Raw genomic sequence first — 20,273 nt, forward strand, 5'->3', positions numbered from 1 at the left:
CCGGTGAAGGCCCAAGGGGCCCGTGCGTCGGAGGTGGTCGAGACGTCCGAGCCCCGCTGCGGACGCCGACGTTAAGGTGGCATGTGGGGGAGGCACGTGAGCCTCCACGACCAAGCCCGACGGAGGAGAAGCATGAGGGTTGTTGCGATCGCGGCGGTGGCCGACAACGGTGTGATCGGCTCCGGAGACGACATGCTGTGGCATATCCCGGAGGACTTCAAGCGGTTCAAGCGGGTCACCACCGGCAACACGATCATCTTCGGGCGCCGCACCCAGGACCAGATCGGCCTGCTGCCGAACCGGCGCATCATCGTCGTCACCCGCGACGAGAACTGGCGCCACGACGGCGTCGAGGTGGCACACTCCGTCACGGAGGCGCTCGACCTGGCCGCACAGACCCCCGAGAGGATCTGCTTCGTGGGCGGCGGAGCCCAGATCTACCGCGAGGCGTGGCCGTACCTGACCGAACTCGACCTGACCATCGTGCATCAGAGCCCCGACGGAGCGGCGACGTTCCCCTACGTCTCCCCGGACGACTGGACCGAGGTGTCCCGCGAGCAGCACGTCGGCTACGACTTCGTCCAGTTCCGGCCGACCCCAAGGGGTGAAGTTGTGAACACCCTCCCCGCGGAGGGCTGGCGGGCCTAGCATTCCCCGATCGGGTCATCAACGGGGAAGGACGCAGAGGTGTCGGCGCAGATCCTGGTCATCGGGGCCGGTCCAGCTAGGTCGGCGATTGCCCGCGCCCTCCGCGAGAGGGGACTCGCCTACGACCATGTCGAGCGCAACGCCGGACCCGGCGGCGTGTGGGACATCGACGCGCCCGGCACGCCCATGTACGAGTCCGTCAGCGGCCGACGGGGTGCGGTGAGCGGCGCTCGTCGGAGACTAGAGCGTTGATGGTGCGGGCTGCCGACGCGGCATCGTCTGTGGTGAAGATCACGGTGGTGCCGTCGGAGAGCAGCAGTCGCACCCCGGCGCCGCGGCGGAAGGCGAACCGCAACCCGTTAGGGCTCACGCGCACGCCGTAGCCTCCCAGTTGCATCGGGGAGACGTCGGTCACCACGTCGGCGCTCTCGATCTCGTCGAGCCGCCAGGAGAGCCTCGGCCAGCCGAACAGCGACGTGGCGCTCACCCCGGCGCGGTCGGCCAGCACCCTCCAGAGGCAGCCACCCAACATCCCCAGCCCCATCACGGCGCCGACGGTGACGGCAATCGGCCACGCTTGGGGATCGACGATCAGCATGGTGGCGACGACAACCACCGGCAGAGCGAGCACCAGCAGCCAGGCGCCGCCCAGGTCGAGCCTGGTCGTCCAGGTCCGTGGCGCCGACCGGTCGACCGAGGGCAGGAAGGTCGCGACGGGCCGCGGAGGAGACTTCGGCACGGCCAGCGACGTCAACGCGCCGACGGCGAGGGCACCGACCAGCCCCAGCGCGATCCACCAGCCTGGGTCGGTGCGCGGCGTCGTGTCGCCGACCTGTGTGACGGTCGAGGAGGCGGCCGCGAGCGGCACAAGCGAGCCGACGCCCGCGACCAGGGACGCGGTCAGCCGCGGGCCCTCGTGGAGTCGCCTGAACACGAGCGTGAAGACGACCGCAAGCAGCGCGGTGATCCCGACGGAGAAGAACAGGAACCGGAACGCGTCCACCTTGGGGGACAGCGTCGGGCCGTCCATGCCCCAATGGGTGACGATCTCGGCGGGGAGGCGATCGAAGACCATCAGGATCGCGGAGACCGCGAGCCCGTGGACGAGCAGGGCCACTGCACAACCGGTGACGACGGCGCGGACGGTGCGACCGGACATGCCTCAAGTATCCACCCGACCTTCCCGCCGCGACTGTGGGGAGGCTGTGAAACGGAGCCGCATCGGGACGGTCCGAAAATGCCGAAATGGCGCGACTAGGAGTCGCGCAGCCCGCCGCGAATGCACCTCTCGGAACCCCGCTGAAACCACCGGATCCGGGGTTAGCATCCTCCTGTGGGAGGGGTGCGTTTCGTCGCCTTCGGGCATGTCCGGGTTCTGATCGACGCCGACGAGGTGCCGATCTCCCGGTCGCGCGAACGTCAGGTGCTCGCCTGCCTGCTCGCCTCCCGCGGAGTGCCCGTCAGCGCCCACCGACTCGCGACCGACGTGTGGGGGGCCGACGCAGGGGCCTCGACGCTCGGGCTTCTGCAGGTCGCGATCTCGCGGCTCCGCTCCCTGCTCGACCCGGGTCGCTCCCGCGGCGCCAACGGCCTGATCGTCAGCACCCCGTCCGGCTACCTCCTCGACGCCGTGGCCGCCAGCGTTGACCTGTGGGGCTTCGAGGACGGCGCGGCCCGACTACTGGCGCAGCGTGAGCCGGACGCGGCCGAGTGCGCGGCGCTCGCTGCCCGCTGGCTGCCGCCCTACGCGGGGATCGACGTGGCGGGCCCGCGCCGCCACGCCGACCGGCTCACCGACCTGTACGCCGACCTGCGACTCGCCCACGCCAAGGCGCTGCTCCGCGGCGGCAAGTGGTCGGAGGCGGTGCGCCTGCTGCGCGCGATGGCGGAGGAGTACTGCTTCCGGGAACCGGTCTGGTGCCTGCTCGCCCTCGCCCAGTACCGCGACGGCAGGCAGGCGGACGCGCTGGCAACGCTGCGCCACCTCCGGCTGACGATGGCTGAGGAGTTGGGCGTCCACCCGACCCTCGCCACCGAGTCGGTCGAGGAGGCGATCCTGCGCCACGACGACGAGGCGCTGCACGGCTACCTGACCGAACCCTCGGCGGTCCTGCTGACGCCTGGGAGACGCGTGCGGGAACCGGTGCTGTTCGGACGCGACGCCCAACTGGCCCAAGGGGCCGAGGCGCTCGACGGCTGCCTCGGAGACCGCAGCGCGAGGGCCGTGCTCGTGGAGGGCGAGGCCGGCTCCGGCAAGACCGCCTATCTCGACGCGTTGACGCGGCTCGCCGTCGAGCGCGGCTTCCGGGTGGTGCGCGGCCAGAACCATCCTGGCCGGCTCGCGCCACCGCTGTGGCCGTGGGCCGAGGTCGTCGCACCCCTCACCGGAGAGCCGGCCGAGCGTCACGAGCCGCCCAAGCGGCCTGCCACGTCCGCCGGGTCGGTGCTGACCCTGCTGCGGGAGGCCGCAGGCGCGACCCCGCTGCTTGTCGCGATCGAGGACCTTCACTGGGCAGACGCCGCGACGCTCCAACTGCTCGCATTGGTGGCCCGCACCAGGGTCCCCGCGCCCATCCTGCTCGTCGCGACCAGGCGCACCTCCGTGGTTCCCGGCCCGGCGCTGCTGGAGTGCGTCGCGCAACTGTCCCGCAGCGGTGCAGCACACATCAAGGTCGACGCGCTGCCCAAGGAAGCGGTCGCGGAACTGCTCGGCAGCCGACTTGGGCCCCACTTCGCGGAACTCGACGACGCCGTCGCCGAACTGACGGGCGGCAACCCGTTCTTCGTGCTGCAGTACGCGGCGCTGCTCGCGGCGGGGGCCGACCCGGGTCACGACGCGGCGCTCAACCCGGCCGACCCGCACCTGCCGGAGGGAATCCGCGACGTGCTGCGGGAGCGCCTGCACGGCCTGCCCGCATCGGTGGCGAGCCTGCTGGTGGCCGCCTCCGTGATGGACGTGATCGCCCCCGAGTCGCTCGCCCAACTGGTGGGGCGACCGCTCGACGAGGTGCTCGTCGACCTCGACGTCGCGCTCTCGGCTGGCCTGCTCGTCGAGGACGGCGTCAACTACGCCTTCGCGCACGCCGTGGCCCGCAAATGCGTCTCGAGCGAACTGAGCGCCGCTCGGCGCGTCCGCCTCCACGAGCGGGCGGGGCGCCTGATGCGTGCCGCGCGGAACCTGGACCGGATCGCCGACTGACCCGCGTGGGCCACGAGGCACCTTGCCGCTGGCTACCGCGTTCGGCCTGCCTGCACCCTTGCGGGTGGTTCGACCCCACGACGCCTCCCCGCGTGGCTTCGTCCGCCCCCCACGGCGCCCTTGAGGGGGCCGTAGACCGTCGGCGACGCGGTGGTGACTGGGGTGGCAAGTGCCGGGCAAGCGGGACAACAGAGGCTGCGACGAGTCTTTTCCGGGGGGCGGCGTCAGGACTGCCCGCACGAGTTCCTGGGAGGACCCATGTCGACCACGTCCATCAACGCGGGAGCAGAGCTCTCATCGGAGATGATCGCGACACTGAGGTCGCGGATCAACGGCCATCTCAGCATCCCAGGGGATGCTGGCTGGGATCTCGTGCGGGCACCCTGGCTGCTGATGGTCGAACAGCAACCCCTGGCCGTGCTCGACGCCGCAGACGCCGACGATGTGGCCGCCGCGGTCGCGTGGGCCGACGAGGCGGGAGTGCAGGTGTTGGTGCAGCCCACCGGGCATGGCGCCCACGACGCCGCCGAGGGCGCGCTGATCGTGCGGACGGGTCGGCTCGACGACATCTCCGTGGACGTGGAGGCCGCCACCGTGAGGATCGGCGCGGGGGTCAGCGCCGGTGCCCTCGCCGCGGCCTTGGCGGGGACCGGGCTCACGTTCCTCGTCGGCTCCAACCCGCATCCCAGCGCCACCGGTCTGACGCTCGGCGGAGGGCTGAGCTGGTTCGGCCGCGCCTTCGGCCTTGGCTGCGACTCGATCCTGGCCGCCGACGTCGTCGACGGCACCGGCTGGCTGCGCAGGGTCGACGGCAACACCGACCCCGAACTGCTGTGGGCGCTGCGGGGCGGCGGGGGAGACCTCGCCATCGTGGTCGCGCTCGAACTGGCGCTGCATCCCGCGCCGACGATCCACGGCGGCCAGCTGCTGTGGCCCGCGGAGGCGATGGCAGACGTGCTGCGCGCCTTCCGTGACATCTCCGCCGCGGCGCCCGACACCTTCACGGCATGGTGGCACGCCCTGAACTTTCCGCCGCTTCCTGAGATCCCCGAACCGCTGCGCGGCGGTCGCTTCACGGCAGTGGTCGTGACGCATCTGGGCGGCGCTGCCGAGCTCGACGAGCTCCTCGCCCCGCTGCGCGCGGTGCCTGGCACCGTCATGGACGCGGTCGGGCCGGTGCCCGTCGAACGGGTGCCCGAACTCGCCGGGGAGCCGACGGAGCCCGGCTACTTCGTGATGCGCTCCACGCTGCTCAACCACCTCGACGACGCAACCGTCGACTCGCTCATCTCGGTGATCGGCCCGGAGACGCAGTGCCCGCTGGGTGTCGTGCAGATCAGGCAACTCGGCGGCGCCCTCGCACGGGCGGGCGCGGGCGGCTGTCATGGCCCGATCGCCGAACCGTTCGTCATCAACGGCGTCGCCCAACTGCCCGGCCCGGAACTGGCACCGATGATGCATGGCGCGCTCGCGGAGATGATCGGCAGCGTCGCAGGCGCCAGCGCGGGTCGCACCGTGATGAACTTCATCGAGCACGGCCAGGCCGCGCAGTGGTGGGACCAGGCGAGCCTCGAGCGGTTGCGCGCCGTGAAGGCCACCACCGACCCGCGCGGCATCCTGCGCAGTAACCGCGCACTCGGCTGAGCGAAACGTCCGACGAAGCGGCTAACCTCGGGGCGTGGCCCGTCGCATCCTGCACCTCGACCTGGACGCGTTCTTCGCGGCCGTCGAGCAGCGCGACAAGCCGTCGCTGCGCGGCAAGGCGGTCGTGGTCGGCGGCTCGGGCCCGCGCGGGGTCGTCGCGACGGCGTCCTATGAGGCCCGCGTCTTCGGGGTGCGCTCGGCCATGTCCGGCGCGGAGGCCAAGCGCCGCGCCCCGCACGCGGCCTTCCTGGGCGGCCGGTTCGGGGCCTACCGCGAGTCGTCGCGGATCGTGATGGGGTTGCTGCGCGAGGTCTCGCCCCTGGTGGAGCCGCTCAGCTTCGACGAGGCCTTCGTCGACCTCGGCCCCAGCGACTGGGCCGACGCGGACCTGGCGGAACGGGTCGCGTGGCTGCGCGCCGAACTGACCCGCCGCACCGAAGGCCTGACCGCATCGGTGGGCGTCGGATCCGCCAAGTTCCTCGCCAAGCTCGCCAGCGAGGCCGCAAAGCCCGACGGCGCGCGCATCCTCCAGCCCGGCGAGGAGTTGGACTTCATCGCCCCGATGCCCGTGCGCGCGATCCCCGGCGTCGGGCCGGCGACCGAGCAGCGCCTCATCACCATCGGGCTCTACACCGTCGAGGACCTGCGCGGCGCCGACCCCGCCGAGCTGATCCGCGAACTCGGCCCGTCGGCAGGTGCCGGGCTCGCGGCGCTCGCCTGGGCGCGCGACGACCGGCCCGTCGAGGCCTCCCGCGACCCCAAGTCGATCTCCACCGAGGACACCTTCGCGGTCGACCTCACCGACCGGGCCCAACTGCAGGCGATCCTGCGCCGCGACGCAGGCCAGGTCGTCGCGCGGCTCGCGAAGGCTGGCCTGTTCGCCCGGACGGTGACCCTCAAGGTCCGCTTCGCCGACTTCACCACCCGCACGATCGCGCGCAGCCTCGGCGGCGCCACCGACAGCCGCGACGACATCACGGGAGCGGGGCTGGCGCTGCTCGACGAGGTCGACGTGCGCGGCGGCGTCAGGCTGCTCGGCATCGGGGTGTCCGGGTTCACCACGTCGGCGCAGGAGAAGCTCTTCGGCGAGGAGGAGGCCGCCCCGTCCGAGGCAGCGGAGGGGCCCGGCGACGCCGAGGTCGAGTTGAGCGGGGTCCGCGGGCACGGGGACTACCACCCGGGTGCCGACGTCGAGCACGACGTGCACGGCAGGGGATGGGTGTGGGGCGCAGGCAAGAACCGCGTCACCGTCCGGTTCGAGACCCGCGAGACGCCGCCCGGCCCGATCCGCACCTTCGTGGCTGACGACCCGGCACTTCACCCGGCCGACCTGTACCCGCTTCCGCTCGCGCTGCGCGACGACGACGAATAGCGGAGGTCTAGACCGAGCCGCGTTCCACGAGGCTGGCGTGCAGCATCGTCAACGGCTCGGGGTGCTGCTTGTCGATCATGGCCAGCAGTTTGCGCGCCATCTCTGCTCCCAGCCTGACCATCGGCTGGTTCATGGTGGTCAGCGGCGGCTCAGAGGTCTGCGAGAACGGGGAGTCGTCGAAGCCCATCACGGCCACGTCCCCGGGGATCTGGAGGCCCGCCTCGCGCAGCACCGGGTAGGCGCCGAGCGCCATCTGGTCGTTGGCGGCGAAGATCGCGTCGAACGGCTCGCCCCCGGCCAGCAGTTCCCGGGCGGCGCGGGTGCCCGACGTCGTGGTGAAGTCTCCGTAGGCGATCGGCCCAGGCTCGAGGCCCGCGTCGGCGAGCGCGCCGCGCCACCCCTCGAGGCGCTCGACGCCCGGGCGCATCGTCTGCGGCCCGGCGATCGTGGCGATCCGCCGCCTTCCGCTGCCGATCACGTGGCCGACCGCGAGCCGGGCGGCTGCCAGATTGTCCACGTCGATACACACCGCGCCCGGCACCTCCACCACCGGGCGGCCGCCGTAGACGAGCGGCACCCGGTCGGTGAGGGACCCGTAGGAGCGGTCGCCGGCGTGGTGCGACAGCACGAGCGCGCCGTCGACATTGCCCCCGGTGAGGTAGCGGTGTGTCTTCTCGGCGTTGGCCTCCGACTCGATGATCATCGTCAGCGTGAAGTCGGTGTCGTCGAGGACGCCCGCGATGCCCATGATGACGGCCCCGAAGAACGGGTCCGTGAAGACCTTCGACGTCGACTCGGGAACCACGAGCGCCACGGCCCCTGCCCGGTTCGACGCGAGCGAGCGGGCCGCCCGGTTCGGCACGTAGTGCAACTCGTCGATCGAGCGCTGCACGCGCGAGGCGATGGTCGGCTCCACCGTCGGGGTGCCGTTGACGACCCGCGACACGGTCGCGCGCGACACCCCGGCGTGCGCCGCGACCATCTCAAGAGTCGGCTTCTTCATCGCTCGCGGCCTCGTTCCCTGTGCTCGAAGCGCCCGTTTCGGCGCTCAGTGCGATCAGGGCAGCATAATTCCTGGCGCTCAGCTTTGGCGTACGGACCTGCGTGTCGTAGTCGACGTGGACGATCCCGAACCGCTTGGCGTAGCCCCACGCCCACTCGAAGTTGTCGAGCAGCGACCACACGAAGTAGCCGCGGACGTCGGCACCCTCGGCCATGGCGGCGGCGACGGCGTCGAGGTGCGCCGAGATGTAGTCCCAGCGCTGCACGTCGTCCACGGCCCCGTCGACCAGCACGTCGTCGTAGGCCGCGCCGTTCTCCGTGATGTAGAGCGGCGGCAGGTCGGGGTACTCCTCGGACAGGGCGAGCAGCAGCACCCGCAGCCCGTCCGGGTTGACCTCCCACCCCATCGCGGTGCGCGGCAGCCCACGCGAGGGGCAACTGACGTGCTCCGAGCCGACGAACCAGGACCGGTTGGCCTTCGGCGTCGGCACCGGCAGCACCGGATCGGACGCGGGCGCGGGATGAGCGCTGAAGCAGTCGTCGTGGTAGTGGTTGACGCCCAGGAAGTCGATGGGCTGGTGGATGACGGCGAGGTCGCCCTCACGCACCACCTCCTCGAAGCCGAGCCCCGCCAGGTCGGCGAGCACGTCGTCGGGGTAGCTGCCGAGCAGCACAGGGTCGAGGTACATCCGGTTCCACAGCCCGTCGAGGCGTCGGGCGGCGTCGACGTCGGCGGGGTCGGCCGGGTCGAACGGGACGGCGTTTGTCAGGTTGAGTGTGATGCCGATGCTGAGGTCGTCTCGCAGTTCCCGCAGTCGCCTCGTCGCCATGCCGTGTGCCAGGTGTTGGTGGTGCAGGGCGGCGAGCCCGGCGCGTGGGTCGTTCAGGCCTGGGGCGTGCTCGCCCCCGACGTAGCCGATCAGGGACGAGCACAGCGGCTCGTTGAAGGTCGTCCAGTGCGTCACCCGGTCGCCGAGCGCCCCGAAGACGTCCTCCGCGTAGCGGGCGAAGCGCTCCGCGGTGTCCCGGTTGGCCCAGCCGCCGAGGTCCTGCACGGCCTGCGGCAGGTCCCAGTGGTACAGCGTCAGCCACGGCAGGATGCCCGCGCCGAGCAGTTCGTCGACGAGCCGGTCGTAGAAGTCGAGGCCCTTGGGATTGGGCTCCCTGTCGCCGGGCCGCACGCGCGCCCAACTCGTCGAGAACCGGTAGGACTGCAGGCCGAGGTCGCGCATCATGGCGACGTCCTGGGGCATCCGGTGGTAGTGGTCGGCGGCGACCTCCGGGGTGTCGCCCCCGGCGACCGCGAGGGGAGTGCGGGCGAAGACGTCCCAGATGGAGTCCTCCTTGCCGTCGAGGTGGGCGGCTCCCTCGACCTGGGCGGCGGCCGTTGCCGCGCCCCAGAGGAAGGTGGGTGGGAAGTGAGCGTTCATCAGCCCTTCACAGCTCCTGCCATGATTCCGGAGACAAGTTGCCTGCCCGCGAGGACGAAGAGGATCAACAGCGGCAGCGTCGCGAGCACCGCGCCGTTGAGGACGATCGAGTAGTCGACGTACTTGGCCGACTGCAGTTGGCTGAGCGCGACCTGCAGCGTCGGGTTCTGCGGCACCACCAGCAGCGGCCACAGGTAGTCGGTCCACGCCGTCATGAACGTGAACATGGCAAGGATCCCCATCGCGGGCCGCGCCGCGGGAACGCCGACGTGCAGGAAGGTGCCGATCATGCTTGCACCGTCGACGCGGGCGGCCTCGATCAGTTCGTCCGGGATGACGTCGACCAGGTACTGGCGCATGAAGAACACGCCGAACGCGGTCACCAGTGTCGGGACGATGACAGCCCCGAGCGAGCCCGTCCAGCCGAACTGCTTCATCAGCATGAACAGCGGGATGATGCCCAATTGGGTCGGGACGGCCATGGTCGCCACGACCGCGACCATCAGGCCCTCGCGGCCGCGGAAGCGGAGCTTTGCGAAGGCGTAGCCGGCCAGCGTCGAGAAGAACACGACCGAGGCGGTGATCACGGTCGACACGATCACCGAGTTGGCAAGCGCCCTCCAGAAGTCGACGGTGGCGAACACCTGCGCGGCGTTCGCCCAGAACTGGCCGCCCGGCAGCAGCGGCGGGAAGGTGGAGGTGAGGGCGGTCTTGTCGCTGCTTCCGACCACGAAGGACCAGTAGAGCGGGTAGGCGCCGCCGATCACGAAGGCGCCGATGATGCCGTAGACCCACCAGCGCGGCTGGGCGTAGAGGTGGCGTCGCCTGGTGGCGTTCATGCGCGGGGCTCCTTCGTGATGGACCCGGCCGTGAGGGAGGCGGCGCGGGTGTGTCTGCGTCGGGAGACGAGGCGGGTCTCGGTCCCGGAGATGGTGCGCGCGAGCAGGAAGTTGAGCACGCCGATGGCGACGATCAGCAGGAACAGGATCCAGGCGACCGCGGCCGCCCGCCCGAACTCCTGACGGTTGAAGGCCAGGTCCCACAGGTACAGCACGGTGGTCTGGTACTGCCGCTGCGGGCCGCCGGGCACCGAGCTTGCGGCGTTGAACAGCTTGGGCTCGGTGAAGATCTGCAGGCCGCCGATCGTCGAGGTGATGATGACGAAGATCAGCGTCGGCCGGATGCTGGGGATGGTGATCGACAGGAAGCGCCGGACGGGGCCCGCGCCGTCGATGGCCGCCGACTCGTAGATGTCGCGCGGCACCGCCTGCATCGCGGCGAGCACGATGAGGGTGTTGTAGCCAGTCCAGCGCCAGTTCACCATGGTGGCGAGCGCGACGTGGCTGGGGAAGGTCTCGGTCTTCCACATCACGGGGTCGAGCCCGATGGAGCCGAGCACGTTGTTCACCAGGCCGTACTTCTCGCCGAAGATGTTGGAGAAGATCAGCGCGACCGCGACCGGCGTGACGACATAGGGGATCAGCACCGACAGCCGCCAGAAGGTCTTGGCGCGCAGGTTCTGGTCGAGCAGGGCCGCGATCACCACGGCGGTGATGATCTGCGGCACCGAGGACAGCAGGAAGATGCTGAAGGTGTTGAACAGCGAGTTCCAGAACAGGGCGTCGCCCAGTTCGCGGGAGAAGTTCGCGAAGCCGACCCAGTCGCCGGGGCCGGTGAGCAGGTTCCAGTCGTTGAGGGAGACCACGAACGTGTAGACGAGCGGGAACAGCCCGATCAGCCCGAAGAGGATGAAGAAGGGGGCCACGTAGGCGTAGGGCGAGTACTTGACGTCGAGGCTGCTGAGCCGGGACCGCCACGAGCGGGGCTGGGTGACGGTCGGGGTCGCGGTGTGTGGAGCGTGCATGGTTTCTCCTCGTGAGGTGTCAGCGGCGGGCCCCGGGAGGAATTCAGGGCCCGCCGCGCCGGACGGGGGAGAGGTCAGCCGACGACGGTGTCGAGCAGCTTCATGGCGTCGTCCCAGGCCTTCTGGCCGTCGGCCTTGCCGGAGTCGATCGCCTGGACGCTGGGCCCGAAGACCTGCTCCTGGATGACCGAGTCGTCCGGGCCCTTGAACTGCGCCTTGACGCCCTCAGCGCGCTTGGCGAGGATCTCGCCGACCGGGGCGTTGTTGAAGAACTTCGTCAGGTCGCTCGGACCGGTGACGCCGGGGTCCTGCTGCGCCGCGACGACGCTCGGGAACGCGCCGGCAGCCTGGAAGGAGGCGACCTCCTGCTTGGCGTCGGTCAGCCATGCCGCGAGCTCTGCGGCCTCCTTGGGGTGCTTCGAGGTGGTCGGCACCGTCAGGAACGAACCGCCCCAGTTGGCCGCACCGCCCGGGTAGACGTCTGCGAAGTCCCAACCGCTTGTGGCGTCTCCGCCGCCTGCCTCGACCTGGCCCTTGACGACGCCAAGCATCCAGCCGGGGCACACGAAGGTCGCGAACGAGTCGTCGAGGAAGGCCTTGCCGCCGCCCCAGTCCCACTGGGTCTGGTTGCTCGACAGGCCGGCCTTCGCGGCGTCGGCCAGCATCGTCCAGCGTTCCTTGAGCTGGGCGTTGTCCTTGACGTTGAGCTTGCCGTCCTTGGTGTAGTAGCCCTCGTCGAGCTGGTTCACCATCGAGTTCCACACGAAGCCGGACTGGTCGTACCAGGCCTTGCCTGTCTTGTCGCGGTACTGCTTGCCGACGTCGAAGAACTTCTGCCAGGTGGCGTCCTTGCCGCCGAGCAGTTGCGCGAAGCCGTCACGGTCGCCCGGCATGCCTGCCGCCTTGAGGGACTTGCCGTTGAAGCAGATGCCCTGTGGGCCGATGTCGGTGCCGTAGCCGATGATGCGGCCCTTCTGGTCGGTCGCCTGGGCGACCTTCCACGGAACCCAGCGGGAGGCGATGTCGCTGGCGCCGTAGTCGCGCAGGTCGGTGAACGAGTCGGAGACCGACATCACCTTGCTGAGCCAGCCCTCCTCGACGGCCTGCACGTCGGGCAGTCCGGCGCCAGCGGCCTGCTTGGTCTGCCAGTCGGTCAGGGCGTTGCCGCCGGTGTCGATGTTGGTTGCCTTGATGGTGATGCCCGGGTGGGCCTGTTCGTACTCCTTGTAGAGGCCGTCGAGGCCCATGGTGCCGAACGTGGTGATCGTCAGTTCGATGTTCTCTGCGGGCGCGGCCGGCTCACTGGTGGCTGGCTTGCTGGTGGCCGGCTTGGTGGTGTCGGTGGCGCCGGGGCTCGCGGCGTCTGTCGCGGTTGGTGAGCAGGCGGTGGCGAGCAACGCCAGCGAGGCGAACGCTGCGCCGATGGCACTGCGGCGGCGGAAGGTGGTCACGGTCACTCCTTTGTGGGTACTTCCACGCGCGGGAGAGAGCGCTCTCTGAGCGTGAAAAACCTGGATCTCCAGGTGTTGACCGAACCGTAGATCCCTCCGAAGAGAAGGTCAAGAGAGCGCTCTCTCATCGTTATCAAAACGAGACAATCGGGGGCATTGTCAGCAGACGATGCGTCGCGAGGGGATTTCGAGGTCGCCGGGGAAGGTACGCCGGACGGCCCCGAACGCGTGTCTGTCGGGGCGCTCAGTTCTGGCCGGTGCTCACGTTGATGCCCCAGAAGACGCCGAACCTGTCGGTCACCGTGCCGTACCAGTCGCCCCATGGCTGCACTGCGAACTCGACGTCCACCGTGCCGTCCTCGGCGAGCTTCGCGAACCAGGCACGGCCGATCTCTGAGTCGTCGCCCCAGATGCAGATGGTCGTGTTGCCGCGGCCGGTCGGGTTCTTGCGCTCCGGGTCGTCGTAGGCCATCAGGGTGAAGTTGGCCGTGTCGAGTTGGCCGTGCATCACGAGGTCGTCGGCGCCGGGAGGGCCGCTGCCGAACTCGGAGAAGGTGATGATCCGCAGTTCGCCGCCGAAGACGCCTTTGTAGTACGCCAGCGCCTCGGACGCCTCGCCGTTGAAGCCGAGGTAGGGGTTCATTTTCAGCATGATGTTCCTCCTTGTGGGTGGGCATAACCACCGTAGGAGGAGGCTTGGACGGTGCGCGGCCGTTACCCTGAATCCATGGGTGCTCGCATGTTCACGGCGGTGCTTCCGCCCGCGGAACTCGTCCGCGATCTCGATGCCTTGCTGGAGCCTCGCCGCGAGGTCGACGCAAGGCTGCGCTGGTCGCGGCCCGAGGCGTGGCACCTCACGACGTCCTTCATGGCCGATGTCCCGCCCGACGCCGTCGAACCGCTGGGTGAGATGCTCGCCGAGGTCGCCGCGAAGGTGCCGCGCTTCCCGCTCCGGGTCGAGGGCGGCATCGCCTTCCCGAACCCTCGCGCGCCAAGGTGCTCGCGCTCGGCGTCAGCGACGGCAACGGCGAACTCGCCGAGCTCTCCGCAGGGGCGCGTCGGGCGGCGAGCCGCGCGGGCATCGAGGCGGACGGCACCCGCTTCGTCGGTCACCTGACGCTGGCGCGGAGCCGTGCGGGGGTGCAGGCGGGCAGATGGATCGGCGTGTTCGACTCGTTCCCCGGTTGGTCCTGGGAGGCGGAGGAGTTGTGCCTGGTCGACTCGAAGCGGCTGGGCAAGCACTACGAGGTGGTCGCCCGCTATCCGCTGGGTTGATCTGGGCTCGAGGACGTGGCTTGGTTGTCACGCGGGAGCGGACAGGTGCTTGGGGGTCATCGCCCTGTTGTTACTTACTACAGCCATTGCTACAGCCATCCGGGGGGCGAATGCGGAGCGCTTCGTGGGGGCGCCGTCTCTCCCGCGCCGGGCCCGAAACCGGCCCCGGCTAGGTGTCGTACCGAAGAAGGGACTTGAACCCTCACGCCCGAAGGCACAGGAACCTAAATCCTGCGTGTCTACCAATTCCACCACTTCGGCCCGCTCCACTTGGAGCGGGAACAGTCTAGGGCAGGTGACCGGTCGGTGTCGTCTGCTGTCGTCCTGCCCGCTCGGTCAGCGGTCGTCGCGCTTGCGGCGCGAACTGTAGAACATGTACGCGACGCCGAAGCCGATTCCTGCCGCGAGGGCGATGATGATGCCGATCCACAATATGGGGTCCATGTTCAGACGCTACGCAGACCCGCCCGTCGCCGGGGCCGATCGCCGGCTTCAAACCGAAGACACGCCGCTATTCAACCGGAGGGTTGACAAAGGAGGTCGCAGGGCGCAGGCTTGTATTCAACCAAACGGTTGAAAGGTGGTCGTCATGACGGACGAGCTCTCCAAGGTCTTCGCGGCGCTTGCCGACCCGACCCGGCGCGACATGGTCGCCCGGCTCGCGGCCGCCGACGCGACGGTGGGGGAGCTCGCCGAGCCCTACGACGTGAGCGTCCAAGCGATCTCGAAGCACCTCAAGGTGCTCGAGGGGGCAGGGCTCGTGACACGGGGGCGCGACGCGCAGCGAAGGCCCGTCCACCTCGAGGCGAACGTGTTCGACCTCATGACGAAGTGGATCGAGCGCTACCGCCGCGAGGCCGAGGCCCGCTTCCGGCGCCTCGACGATGTCCTCGACGACCTCAACGACGCCTCCGACGACGGAGGACTCACGGAAGGAGCGGTGTCATGAACACCCCAACGCGTTACCCCCAGGCAGCCATCGAGGCCGACCAGAACGTCCCGCTGATCCGCATCACGCGCGACTTCCGCGGCACCCCTGCCCAACTCCTGAAGGCCCACATCGACCCCGAACTGTTCGCCAAGTGGAACGGCCCGGACGACCTCGCCAACGAGATCGTCGAGTGGGACGCCCGCAGCGGAGGCTCCTGGCGCTACATCCACCGCCGCGGCGACGAGGAGTACGGCTTCCGCGGTTGCTTCCACACGGTGCGCGATGACCGCATCGTCCAGACCTTCACCTGGGAGGGCATGCCCGACGAGGTCTCGCTCGAGACGCTGCGCTTTGAGGACCTTGGCGACGGCACCACCCGCTTGATCGGCGAGTCGCTGTGCGACAGCTTCGAGGGGCGCGACGCCTGGCTTGCCTCGGGCATGGAGACGGGCGTCCAGCAGGGTTACGACAAGTTGGAGGCGCTGCTCCCCGGCGTCGAGGCCTGACTCAGGCAGGCGTCAGCTTGTAGTGCAGGCGCACCACCGTCGCGCTCCACAGCTTCAAGACGTGATCGGTGCGCAGCACGCGGGACTCATCGAGGTACAGGTGGAACGTCTCGTGCACCGGAACGCGGGTGGCGAAGTGGCGCCGGCCGAACCGGACAACCATGTAGGCGCCATCCCCGCCGAACGACCCGGGGAGAGATTCGAGCCACAATGAGCCATCTGCCTCGACGCGCGGCCGGAGGTAGACCTGCACACTGCCGTTCTCGAGGGGGAAGGTGACGTGGACGCTGGCGCGGTCCGACGCGGGGAGCCGACCGACGCGGTAGGCGCCGGAGAACACCTTGTCGCCGTTGGAGCGCAGCCGGCGGATCCAGCCAGCGGTCTGCTGCACGCCGTCCGCGTCCCTGATCACGCTGACGGTGCTGTCCATGCCGCGCGCCACGTCGAGGGCCCGCATGGGAAGGGCAAGTTGCTGCACCCGCTTGCCGAACAGCCGCGAGATCAGTTCACCGCCTGGCCAGAACAGCGGGCTCCACTCAGCCCACGCCTCCATTGACCAAGCGGACGTGTGCTCGTAGAAGTCGCGGATCTCCTCGGCGATGTCGGCCGGGTCGAGGCCGGGGCCAGCAAGCTCGCTCATGTGAGGGATCAGCCCGGCGCCGGGCGATCGCCTCTCGACGCTGCCATGTAGTCGCTCAGCCCACTGCGCCATCCAGGCGTCGTCGTCGACCATGCTCGTGCGGCTCGACGGCGCGTCAAGCCAACTGAGCTCGGTGATGTCGATCTCGCGACCGACCAATCGCCACCACCAGCGGGTCAGTGGGTCGAGGAATGCAAGGGTCGCCACGGGCTCATGGTAGGGACTCCGGTGCGCAATGGCCGCCCAAGATGCCTAGCAGTCGACCCAGCGCTCGTCGACGGGCACCGCGGTCAGCGAACCAGCGGACAGGCTGGCGAGCGCAACGTCGAGCTCAGCAACCGACGAGGACGGCACCGCGACCCGGATGTGCGCCCGGTCGGTCCAGTCGACCCCGTCGACCTGCACCGGCGTTCCGGAAGGCAGCACCAGCCCGCGCAACTGGTCCTCGACGGCGCCCGCGAGGGCGAAGTCGACGTCGACACGAAGGATCTGGCTGAGCGTCACGGTCCTTGTCCCGACGGCGGTCATCGCCTGCGAGACGGCGTCGGTGTAGGCGCGCACGAGGCCGCCAGCGCCCAGTTTGATGCCGCCGAAGTAGCGGGTGACCACCGCCACCACGTCGGTCAGGTCGTTGCGCTGCAGCGCCGTCAGCATCGGGATCCCCGCGGTCCCGGCCGGCTCGCCGTCGTCAGAGCTTCGCGCGGTGCGACCGTCGGGCCCCAGGATGAACGCGGAGCAGTGGTGCCGCGCGTCGAAGTACTGGGAGCGTCTGGCCTCGATCACGGCTCGCGCCTCGTCCTCGGTCGCGACCCTGCGGATCCGCGTCAGGAATCGGGAGCGTTTGATCTCCAACTCGACGTCCGCACCCGCGCCGGGGGCGGCGTCAATGGTCAGGAAGGAGTCAGACACCGAGCTCGCGGCGAAGCTTCGCCACGTGGCCGGTCGCCTTGACGTTGTACTGCGCGACCCGGACCACGCCCTTGCCGTCGGCGTCGACGTCGATCACGAAGGTCGAGCGGAGCACGCCCTCAATCTCCTTGCCGTACAGCTTGCGGGGGCCGTACGCGCCGTAGGCGTTGAGGACATCCTTCGCCGGGTCGGCCAGCAGCGTGAACGAGATGTCGGAGTGTGCCGCGAACCTGGCCAGCTTCTCCACCGGGTCGGGCGAACAGCCGAGCACGGTGTAGCCCTCATCCTGGAACGAGGGGAGCGCCTCGGAGAAGTCGACGGCCTGCGTCGTGCAGCCCGGCGTCATGGCCGCCGGGTAGAAGTACAGGATGACGGTGCGGCCGGCGAAGTCGCTGAGCGAGACATCCTCGCCGTTCTGGTCGGGCAGCGTGAAGGCGGGCGCGGTCGTACCAGTCGTCAGTCGTGCGGTCATGGGGGTCAGTGTATCCGCGATCGGGTACGTCATCGGCCGGGGTTTCCTGGCGTGAACCGGTCGGGGTGAATAGGCTGGGGGGCGAACCGAAGGAGTTACGCATGGGCAACCGATCCGTGGAGCAGATTCGCGCCGACCTGGCGGCCAACAGGGCAACGCTGGCCGACGTCACCTCGGACGTTGTCGAGTCGCTGAAGCCGCAGAACATCGCCCGCGAGGGAGTCGAACAGGTCAAGCTCTTCGCCAAGACCGAGTTCGAGTCGGTGACCGCTCCGCTGCGCGAGGACGACGGTGGCTGGAAGCTGAACAAGTTGCTGATCGCGGGCGGCGCGGTGCTCGGCGTCATCGTCTTCGCCGTGACCCTGAACACCGTCGCGAACCGTCGCGTGCTGGCCTCGGCCCAGCGCCGGGCGCTCGAACGGTGAGCGAGCCCGGCCTGCCGATCCGCATGCTGCACGACCGCGTCCTGGTGGACGTGGACGCCGCCGCGGGCGAGCGGCGCAGTTCCAGCGGCATCCTGATCCCCGCGACCGTCCAGATGGGGCGCCGACTGACGTGGGCGAAGGTGGTCGCCATCGGGCCGAGCGTCCGCTCGGTCGAGACCGACGACCGCGTGCTCTTCGACCCCGAGGAGCGCGCCGAGGTCGAACTGCAGGCGCGCACCTATGTGCTGCTGCGCGAGCGCGACATTCACGCTGTTGCATCGGACAATGACGCCGATGCCGGAACCGGCCTCTACCTCTAGGAGAAGACATATGGGCAACGTCGTCGTCGTGGGATCGCTGAATGTGGACCTGCATCTGCTGCTCCAGCGACACATCCTCCCCGGCGAGACGTTGCTCGCGGGAGGCGGCACGTTCTCGCCAGGCGGGAAGGGAGCCAACCAGGCCTGCGCCGCCGCGCTCGCCGGAGCCCCGACGGTGATGGCAGGCGCGATCGGCGACGACGCGGCAAGCTCGGTCGCCACCAGCCGGCTCGAGGACGCGGGCGTCGACCTGAGCCACGTCAAGAGGCTTGAGGGGCCATCGGGCCTCGCGGTCGTGAGCGTCGACGCCGAGGGCGAGAACACCGTCGTGGTGGTGCCGGGAGCCAACGGACTGGTCACGCCCGAGATGGTGCAGGGCTGGGCCGAGGTGATCTCCGGCGCCGACGTCGTCGTGCTGCAGGGCGAGATCTCCGCGGAGAGCAACCTCGCCGCGGCCCGGTTGGTGACCGGTCGCCTTGTCGTGAACCTGGCGCCGGTGATCGAGGTCGACCCGACGGTGCTGCTGAACGCCCGCCCCTTGGTCGTCAACGAGCACGAGGGCGCGGCCGCACTGCTGCAGTTGGGCGGCGCCGACCTGACGGACCCCCGCGCGATCGTCGAGGGTCTGCGCGCGGCCGGCATCGAGTCGGTCGTGATGACGGTCGGGTCGGCAGGCTCGCTCGTCGCGGAGGGCTCCGACGTCACGGAGGTCGCCTCCCCGAAGGTCAAGGCAGTCGACACCGTCGGGGCTGGGGACGCGTTCTGCGGGGCGCTGTCGGCCCGGCTTGCGGCGGGCGACAGCCTGCTCGACGCGTCCGGCTACGCCAGCAGGTTTGCCGCCTACACCGTCCAGCACGAGGGCGCGCAGTCGTCCTACCCGGCGGTCGGCACCGAACTGCCCACTCTCTGAGGGGTTCGTCGCCGCGTTCTGGCTCCCATCGTTGCCAGCGTGGCGATGGCCGCCAGGCCCCACAGCACCTGCGCGTTGCCGACGATGTGCTGCCACCAGTGCCAGGCGCGTTCCGCGTTGCCCTCGTGTGGCATCGCCCAGACCACGCGTGACACGAACACGACGATGCCCGAGACGGCGACCAGCAGGAAGCGGGCGGCGCCGGTGCGTCGCCACCGGTCGACCAGCACCACGAGGGCAGGCGCCACCCATACCCAGTGATGCGACCACGAAACGGGCGAGGCCAGGAGCGAGTAGCAGCCCATGATCACCATGGCGGAGGTGCTCTCCCCGGCCACGACCAGCCGTCGCATGGCGAACAGGCACGCGATCCCGAGCGCGGCGCACAGGAGGAACCAGGCGACGCCCCCGGTGCCGGTCAGCCGCACGAGGGCGCCGTTGATGGACTGGTTGGAGACGTAGGCTAGCCCCCCGATGCGACTCGGGTCGAGGATCGTCTGGGTCCAGTACTGCACGGACGCGGCCGGCGCGATGACGAAGCCCAGGCCCGTCCACGCAAGGGCCGATCCCGCGGCCACGAGCAGCCCCCGCCAGTCCCTACGGACCAGGAAGTAGGCCAGGAACACGGCCGGGGTCAGCTTCACGGCGATCGCCAACCCGATGAGCAGGCCCCGCCAAGGTCGTCCCCGGCCGGCGATCAGGTCCGTCACCACCAACGCCATGAGGAGGGCGTTGACCTGTCCGAAGCCCACCGTCTCGATCACCGGACCGAGGAGAAGCGCCCCGAGCACCGCCACCAACGCGACCGTTCGTCCGCCCAACCGGGCATCGCGCACCACGAGTAGCTGGACCAGGACGATCGCCACGAGGGTCGAGGCGGTCAGCAGCAGGTTGGCCGCCCAGTACGGAACAACGGCCAACACCACGAAGAAGGCCGCAGCGATGGGCGGGTAGGTGAATGGCAGGCTGATGCCTACGCGGGTAGCCCCCAGCGGTCCGTAGAGGTCGCCGCCGCTCAGCAGGACGTCGGCTCCCAGCCGGTACACGTCGAGGTCGATGCGGTACGGCAACAGGGACTGAAGGCCGGGGATGCCGAGCAGCAGCATTGCCGCGACCGCGACGATCGCAGAGACGAGGACGCGTCGCGTCCAGGGACTCCGCGCGATGGTGCGGAGCCTGCCACGGGGCTGGTTGAGAAACACGGGAACCTCCTGACGGGACGGGCTGTTGCCGTCACATCAGGAGCGTCTCCTGGGGTTGCTGCTGGTCGCTGAT

The 20,273-nt window shown here is 69.7% G+C and carries 22 protein-coding genes, 1 tRNA gene and 1 pseudogene; 12 read left to right on the plus strand and 12 right to left on the minus strand.

Translation table 11 applies throughout. The features are described from left to right. Window positions 1–132 precede the first annotated feature (132 nt). Both BW730_RS01495 and BW730_RS20220 read left to right on the plus strand, forming a co-directional pair. Window positions 133–648: a dihydrofolate reductase gene (locus tag BW730_RS01495; protein WP_077684756.1), complete on the plus strand. Its 516-nt coding sequence runs from the start codon at window positions 133–135 to the stop codon at window positions 646–648. A gap of 39 nt (window positions 649–687) precedes the next feature. Continuing rightward, the gene (locus BW730_RS20220) at window positions 688–900 is read left to right on the plus strand and encodes an NAD(P)-binding protein (protein WP_077684757.1); all 213 of its coding nucleotides are present in this window, start codon (window positions 688–690) and stop codon (window positions 898–900) included. Here BW730_RS20220 and BW730_RS01505 read toward each other — a convergent pair. Beyond that, window positions 848–1,807, minus strand: coding sequence for a hypothetical protein (locus BW730_RS01505; RefSeq protein WP_077684758.1), 960 nt, complete (start codon window positions 1,805–1,807; stop codon window positions 848–850). The two genes, BW730_RS20220 and BW730_RS01505, sit on opposite strands and share 53 nt — an antisense overlap. A 174-nt stretch (window positions 1,808–1,981) precedes the next feature. Here BW730_RS01505 and BW730_RS01510 point away from each other — a divergent pair, with 174 nt between their 5' ends. From BW730_RS01510 to BW730_RS01520, 3 genes are all read left to right on the plus strand, one after another. Then, window positions 1,982–3,847, plus strand: a complete 1,866-nt coding sequence (locus BW730_RS01510) for an AAA family ATPase (RefSeq protein ID WP_077684759.1) — start codon at window positions 1,982–1,984, stop codon at window positions 3,845–3,847. A 258-nt stretch (window positions 3,848–4,105) separates the two neighbouring features. Further along, entirely contained in the window at window positions 4,106–5,491 is a 1,386-nt protein-coding gene (locus BW730_RS01515; RefSeq protein WP_077684760.1) for an FAD-binding oxidoreductase, read from the plus strand. A 34-nt stretch (window positions 5,492–5,525) separates the two neighbouring features. Then, window positions 5,526–6,863 (plus strand): DNA polymerase IV, encoded by a 1,338-nt coding sequence (locus BW730_RS01520; RefSeq protein WP_077684761.1) that lies wholly within the window; start codon window positions 5,526–5,528, stop codon window positions 6,861–6,863. Between the two features lie 7 nt (window positions 6,864–6,870). Here BW730_RS01520 and BW730_RS01525 read toward each other — a convergent pair whose 3' ends face one another. From BW730_RS01525 to BW730_RS01550, 6 genes are all read right to left on the minus strand, one after another. After that, complete coding sequence (locus BW730_RS01525; protein WP_077684762.1) at window positions 6,871–7,866, minus strand: LacI family DNA-binding transcriptional regulator; 996 nt, start codon at window positions 7,864–7,866, stop codon at window positions 6,871–6,873. Continuing rightward, window positions 7,847–9,295, minus strand: a complete 1,449-nt coding sequence (locus BW730_RS01530) for a GH1 family beta-glucosidase (RefSeq protein WP_077684763.1) — start codon at window positions 9,293–9,295, stop codon at window positions 7,847–7,849. The genes BW730_RS01525 and BW730_RS01530 overlap by 20 nt, the downstream gene beginning before the upstream one ends. Then, window positions 9,295–10,134: a carbohydrate ABC transporter permease gene (locus BW730_RS01535; RefSeq protein ID WP_077684764.1), complete on the minus strand. Its 840-nt coding sequence runs from the start codon at window positions 10,132–10,134 to the stop codon at window positions 9,295–9,297. The genes BW730_RS01530 and BW730_RS01535 overlap by 1 nt, the downstream gene beginning before the upstream one ends. Continuing rightward, window positions 10,131–11,159, minus strand: coding sequence for a carbohydrate ABC transporter permease (locus BW730_RS01540; protein WP_077684765.1), 1,029 nt, complete (start codon window positions 11,157–11,159; stop codon window positions 10,131–10,133). The genes BW730_RS01535 and BW730_RS01540 overlap by 4 nt, the downstream gene beginning before the upstream one ends. Window positions 11,160–11,233: 74 nt before the next feature. Continuing rightward, on the minus strand, window positions 11,234–12,610 hold the full coding sequence (locus BW730_RS01545; RefSeq protein ID WP_077684766.1) for an ABC transporter substrate-binding protein: 1,377 nt from the start codon (window positions 12,608–12,610) through the stop codon (window positions 11,234–11,236). A 244-nt stretch (window positions 12,611–12,854) separates the two neighbouring features. Continuing rightward, window positions 12,855–13,262, minus strand: a complete 408-nt coding sequence (locus BW730_RS01550; protein ID WP_077684767.1) for a VOC family protein — start codon at window positions 13,260–13,262, stop codon at window positions 12,855–12,857. Between the two features lie 87 nt (window positions 13,263–13,349). Here BW730_RS01550 and BW730_RS20225 point away from each other — a divergent pair. Together BW730_RS20225 and BW730_RS18940 are read left to right on the plus strand one after the other, a co-directional pair. After that, window positions 13,350–13,547, plus strand: a pseudogene (locus tag BW730_RS20225) (2'-5' RNA ligase family protein); the annotation flags it as partial. Between the two features lie 59 nt (window positions 13,548–13,606). Beyond that, on the plus strand, window positions 13,607–13,885 hold the full coding sequence (locus BW730_RS18940; RefSeq protein ID WP_226997255.1) for a 2'-5' RNA ligase family protein: 279 nt from the start codon (window positions 13,607–13,609) through the stop codon (window positions 13,883–13,885). 179 nt (window positions 13,886–14,064) lie between these two features. On the opposite strand, the gene BW730_RS01560 is transcribed toward BW730_RS18940, so the two are convergent. After that, window positions 14,065–14,146: transfer RNA gene (locus BW730_RS01560), tRNA-Leu, on the minus strand. A gap of 328 nt (window positions 14,147–14,474) precedes the next feature. Between BW730_RS01560 and BW730_RS01565 the strand changes: the two genes are divergently transcribed. Next, on the plus strand, window positions 14,475–14,834 hold the full coding sequence (locus BW730_RS01565; RefSeq protein ID WP_077687474.1) for an ArsR/SmtB family transcription factor: 360 nt from the start codon (window positions 14,475–14,477) through the stop codon (window positions 14,832–14,834). Then, window positions 14,831–15,322: an SRPBCC family protein gene (locus BW730_RS01570; RefSeq protein WP_077684769.1), complete on the plus strand. Its 492-nt coding sequence runs from the start codon at window positions 14,831–14,833 to the stop codon at window positions 15,320–15,322. The genes BW730_RS01565 and BW730_RS01570 overlap by 4 nt, the downstream gene beginning before the upstream one ends. 1 nt (window position 15,323) lies before the next feature. Here BW730_RS01570 and BW730_RS01575 read toward each other — a convergent pair whose 3' ends face one another. The 3 genes from BW730_RS01575 to BW730_RS01585 are packed head-to-tail and all read right to left on the minus strand — an operon-like array spanning window position 15,324 to window position 17,343. Beyond that, window positions 15,324–16,169 (minus strand): hypothetical protein, encoded by an 846-nt coding sequence (locus tag BW730_RS01575; RefSeq protein ID WP_077684770.1) that lies wholly within the window; start codon window positions 16,167–16,169, stop codon window positions 15,324–15,326. Window positions 16,170–16,214: 45 nt separating this feature from the next. Beyond that, a complete protein-coding gene (locus BW730_RS20120; RefSeq protein ID WP_335340876.1) occupies window positions 16,215–16,871 on the minus strand; it encodes an IMPACT family protein in 657 nt (218 codons plus the stop codon). Continuing rightward, window positions 16,864–17,343: a peroxiredoxin gene (locus tag BW730_RS01585; protein WP_077687476.1), complete on the minus strand. Its 480-nt coding sequence runs from the start codon at window positions 17,341–17,343 to the stop codon at window positions 16,864–16,866. The genes BW730_RS20120 and BW730_RS01585 overlap by 8 nt, the downstream gene beginning before the upstream one ends. 101 nt (window positions 17,344–17,444) lie before the next feature. On the opposite strand from BW730_RS01585, the gene BW730_RS01590 reads away from it, so the two are divergent. Genes BW730_RS01590 through BW730_RS01600 form a run of 3 tightly spaced genes read left to right on the plus strand, consistent with a single transcriptional unit; the run spans window position 17,445 to window position 18,998 of the window. Next, entirely contained in the window at window positions 17,445–17,768 is a 324-nt protein-coding gene (locus BW730_RS01590) for a DUF3618 domain-containing protein (RefSeq protein WP_077684771.1), read from the plus strand. Window positions 17,769–17,791: 23 nt separating this feature from the next. Continuing rightward, window positions 17,792–18,088 (plus strand): GroES family chaperonin, encoded by a 297-nt coding sequence (locus tag BW730_RS01595; RefSeq protein ID WP_077687477.1) that lies wholly within the window; start codon window positions 17,792–17,794, stop codon window positions 18,086–18,088. Window positions 18,089–18,098: 10 nt separating this feature from the next. Then, window positions 18,099–18,998: a ribokinase gene (locus BW730_RS01600; protein ID WP_077684772.1), complete on the plus strand. Its 900-nt coding sequence runs from the start codon at window positions 18,099–18,101 to the stop codon at window positions 18,996–18,998. Here the strand turns inward: BW730_RS01600 and BW730_RS01605 are convergent. Beyond that, window positions 18,962–20,200 carry a glycosyltransferase 87 family protein gene (locus BW730_RS01605; RefSeq protein WP_145952675.1) on the minus strand — a complete coding sequence of 413 codons (1,239 nt, stop codon included), beginning with the start codon at window positions 20,198–20,200 and terminating at the stop codon, window positions 18,962–18,964. The genes BW730_RS01600 and BW730_RS01605 overlap by 37 nt on opposite strands. Window positions 20,201–20,273: the final 73 nt, after the last annotated feature.

The sequence above is a fragment of the Tessaracoccus aquimaris genome (genome assembly GCF_001997345.1).
GTDB classification, from domain to species: Bacteria; Actinomycetota; Actinomycetes; order Propionibacteriales; family Propionibacteriaceae; genus Arachnia; species Arachnia aquimaris.

Coding starts and splice junctions, on each gene's coding strand:
- BW730_RS01495 (WP_077684756.1), top strand. CDS start 133: ATGAGGGTTGTTGCGATCGCGGCGGTGGCCGACAACGGTGTGATCGGC.
- BW730_RS01505 (WP_077684758.1), bottom strand. CDS start 1,807: ATGTCCGGTCGCACCGTCCGCGCCGTCGTCACCGGTTGTGCAGTGGCC.
- BW730_RS01515 (WP_077684760.1), top strand. CDS start 4,106: ATGTCGACCACGTCCATCAACGCGGGAGCAGAGCTCTCATCGGAGATG.
- BW730_RS01525 (WP_077684762.1), bottom strand. CDS start 7,866: ATGAAGAAGCCGACTCTTGAGATGGTCGCGGCGCACGCCGGGGTGTCG.
- BW730_RS01530 (WP_077684763.1), bottom strand. CDS start 9,295: ATGAACGCTCACTTCCCACCCACCTTCCTCTGGGGCGCGGCAACGGCC.
- BW730_RS01535 (WP_077684764.1), bottom strand. CDS start 10,134: ATGAACGCCACCAGGCGACGCCACCTCTACGCCCAGCCGCGCTGGTGG.
- BW730_RS01540 (WP_077684765.1), bottom strand. CDS start 11,159: ATGCACGCTCCACACACCGCGACCCCGACCGTCACCCAGCCCCGCTCG.
- BW730_RS01550 (WP_077684767.1), bottom strand. CDS start 13,262: ATGCTGAAAATGAACCCCTACCTCGGCTTCAACGGCGAGGCGTCCGAG.
- BW730_RS01565 (WP_077687474.1), top strand. CDS start 14,475: ATGACGGACGAGCTCTCCAAGGTCTTCGCGGCGCTTGCCGACCCGACC.
- BW730_RS01570 (WP_077684769.1), top strand. CDS start 14,831: ATGAACACCCCAACGCGTTACCCCCAGGCAGCCATCGAGGCCGACCAG.
- BW730_RS01585 (WP_077687476.1), bottom strand. CDS start 17,343: ATGACCGCACGACTGACGACTGGTACGACCGCGCCCGCCTTCACGCTG.
- BW730_RS01590 (WP_077684771.1), top strand. CDS start 17,445: ATGGGCAACCGATCCGTGGAGCAGATTCGCGCCGACCTGGCGGCCAAC.
- BW730_RS01595 (WP_077687477.1), top strand. CDS start 17,792: ATGCTGCACGACCGCGTCCTGGTGGACGTGGACGCCGCCGCGGGCGAG.
- BW730_RS01600 (WP_077684772.1), top strand. CDS start 18,099: ATGGGCAACGTCGTCGTCGTGGGATCGCTGAATGTGGACCTGCATCTG.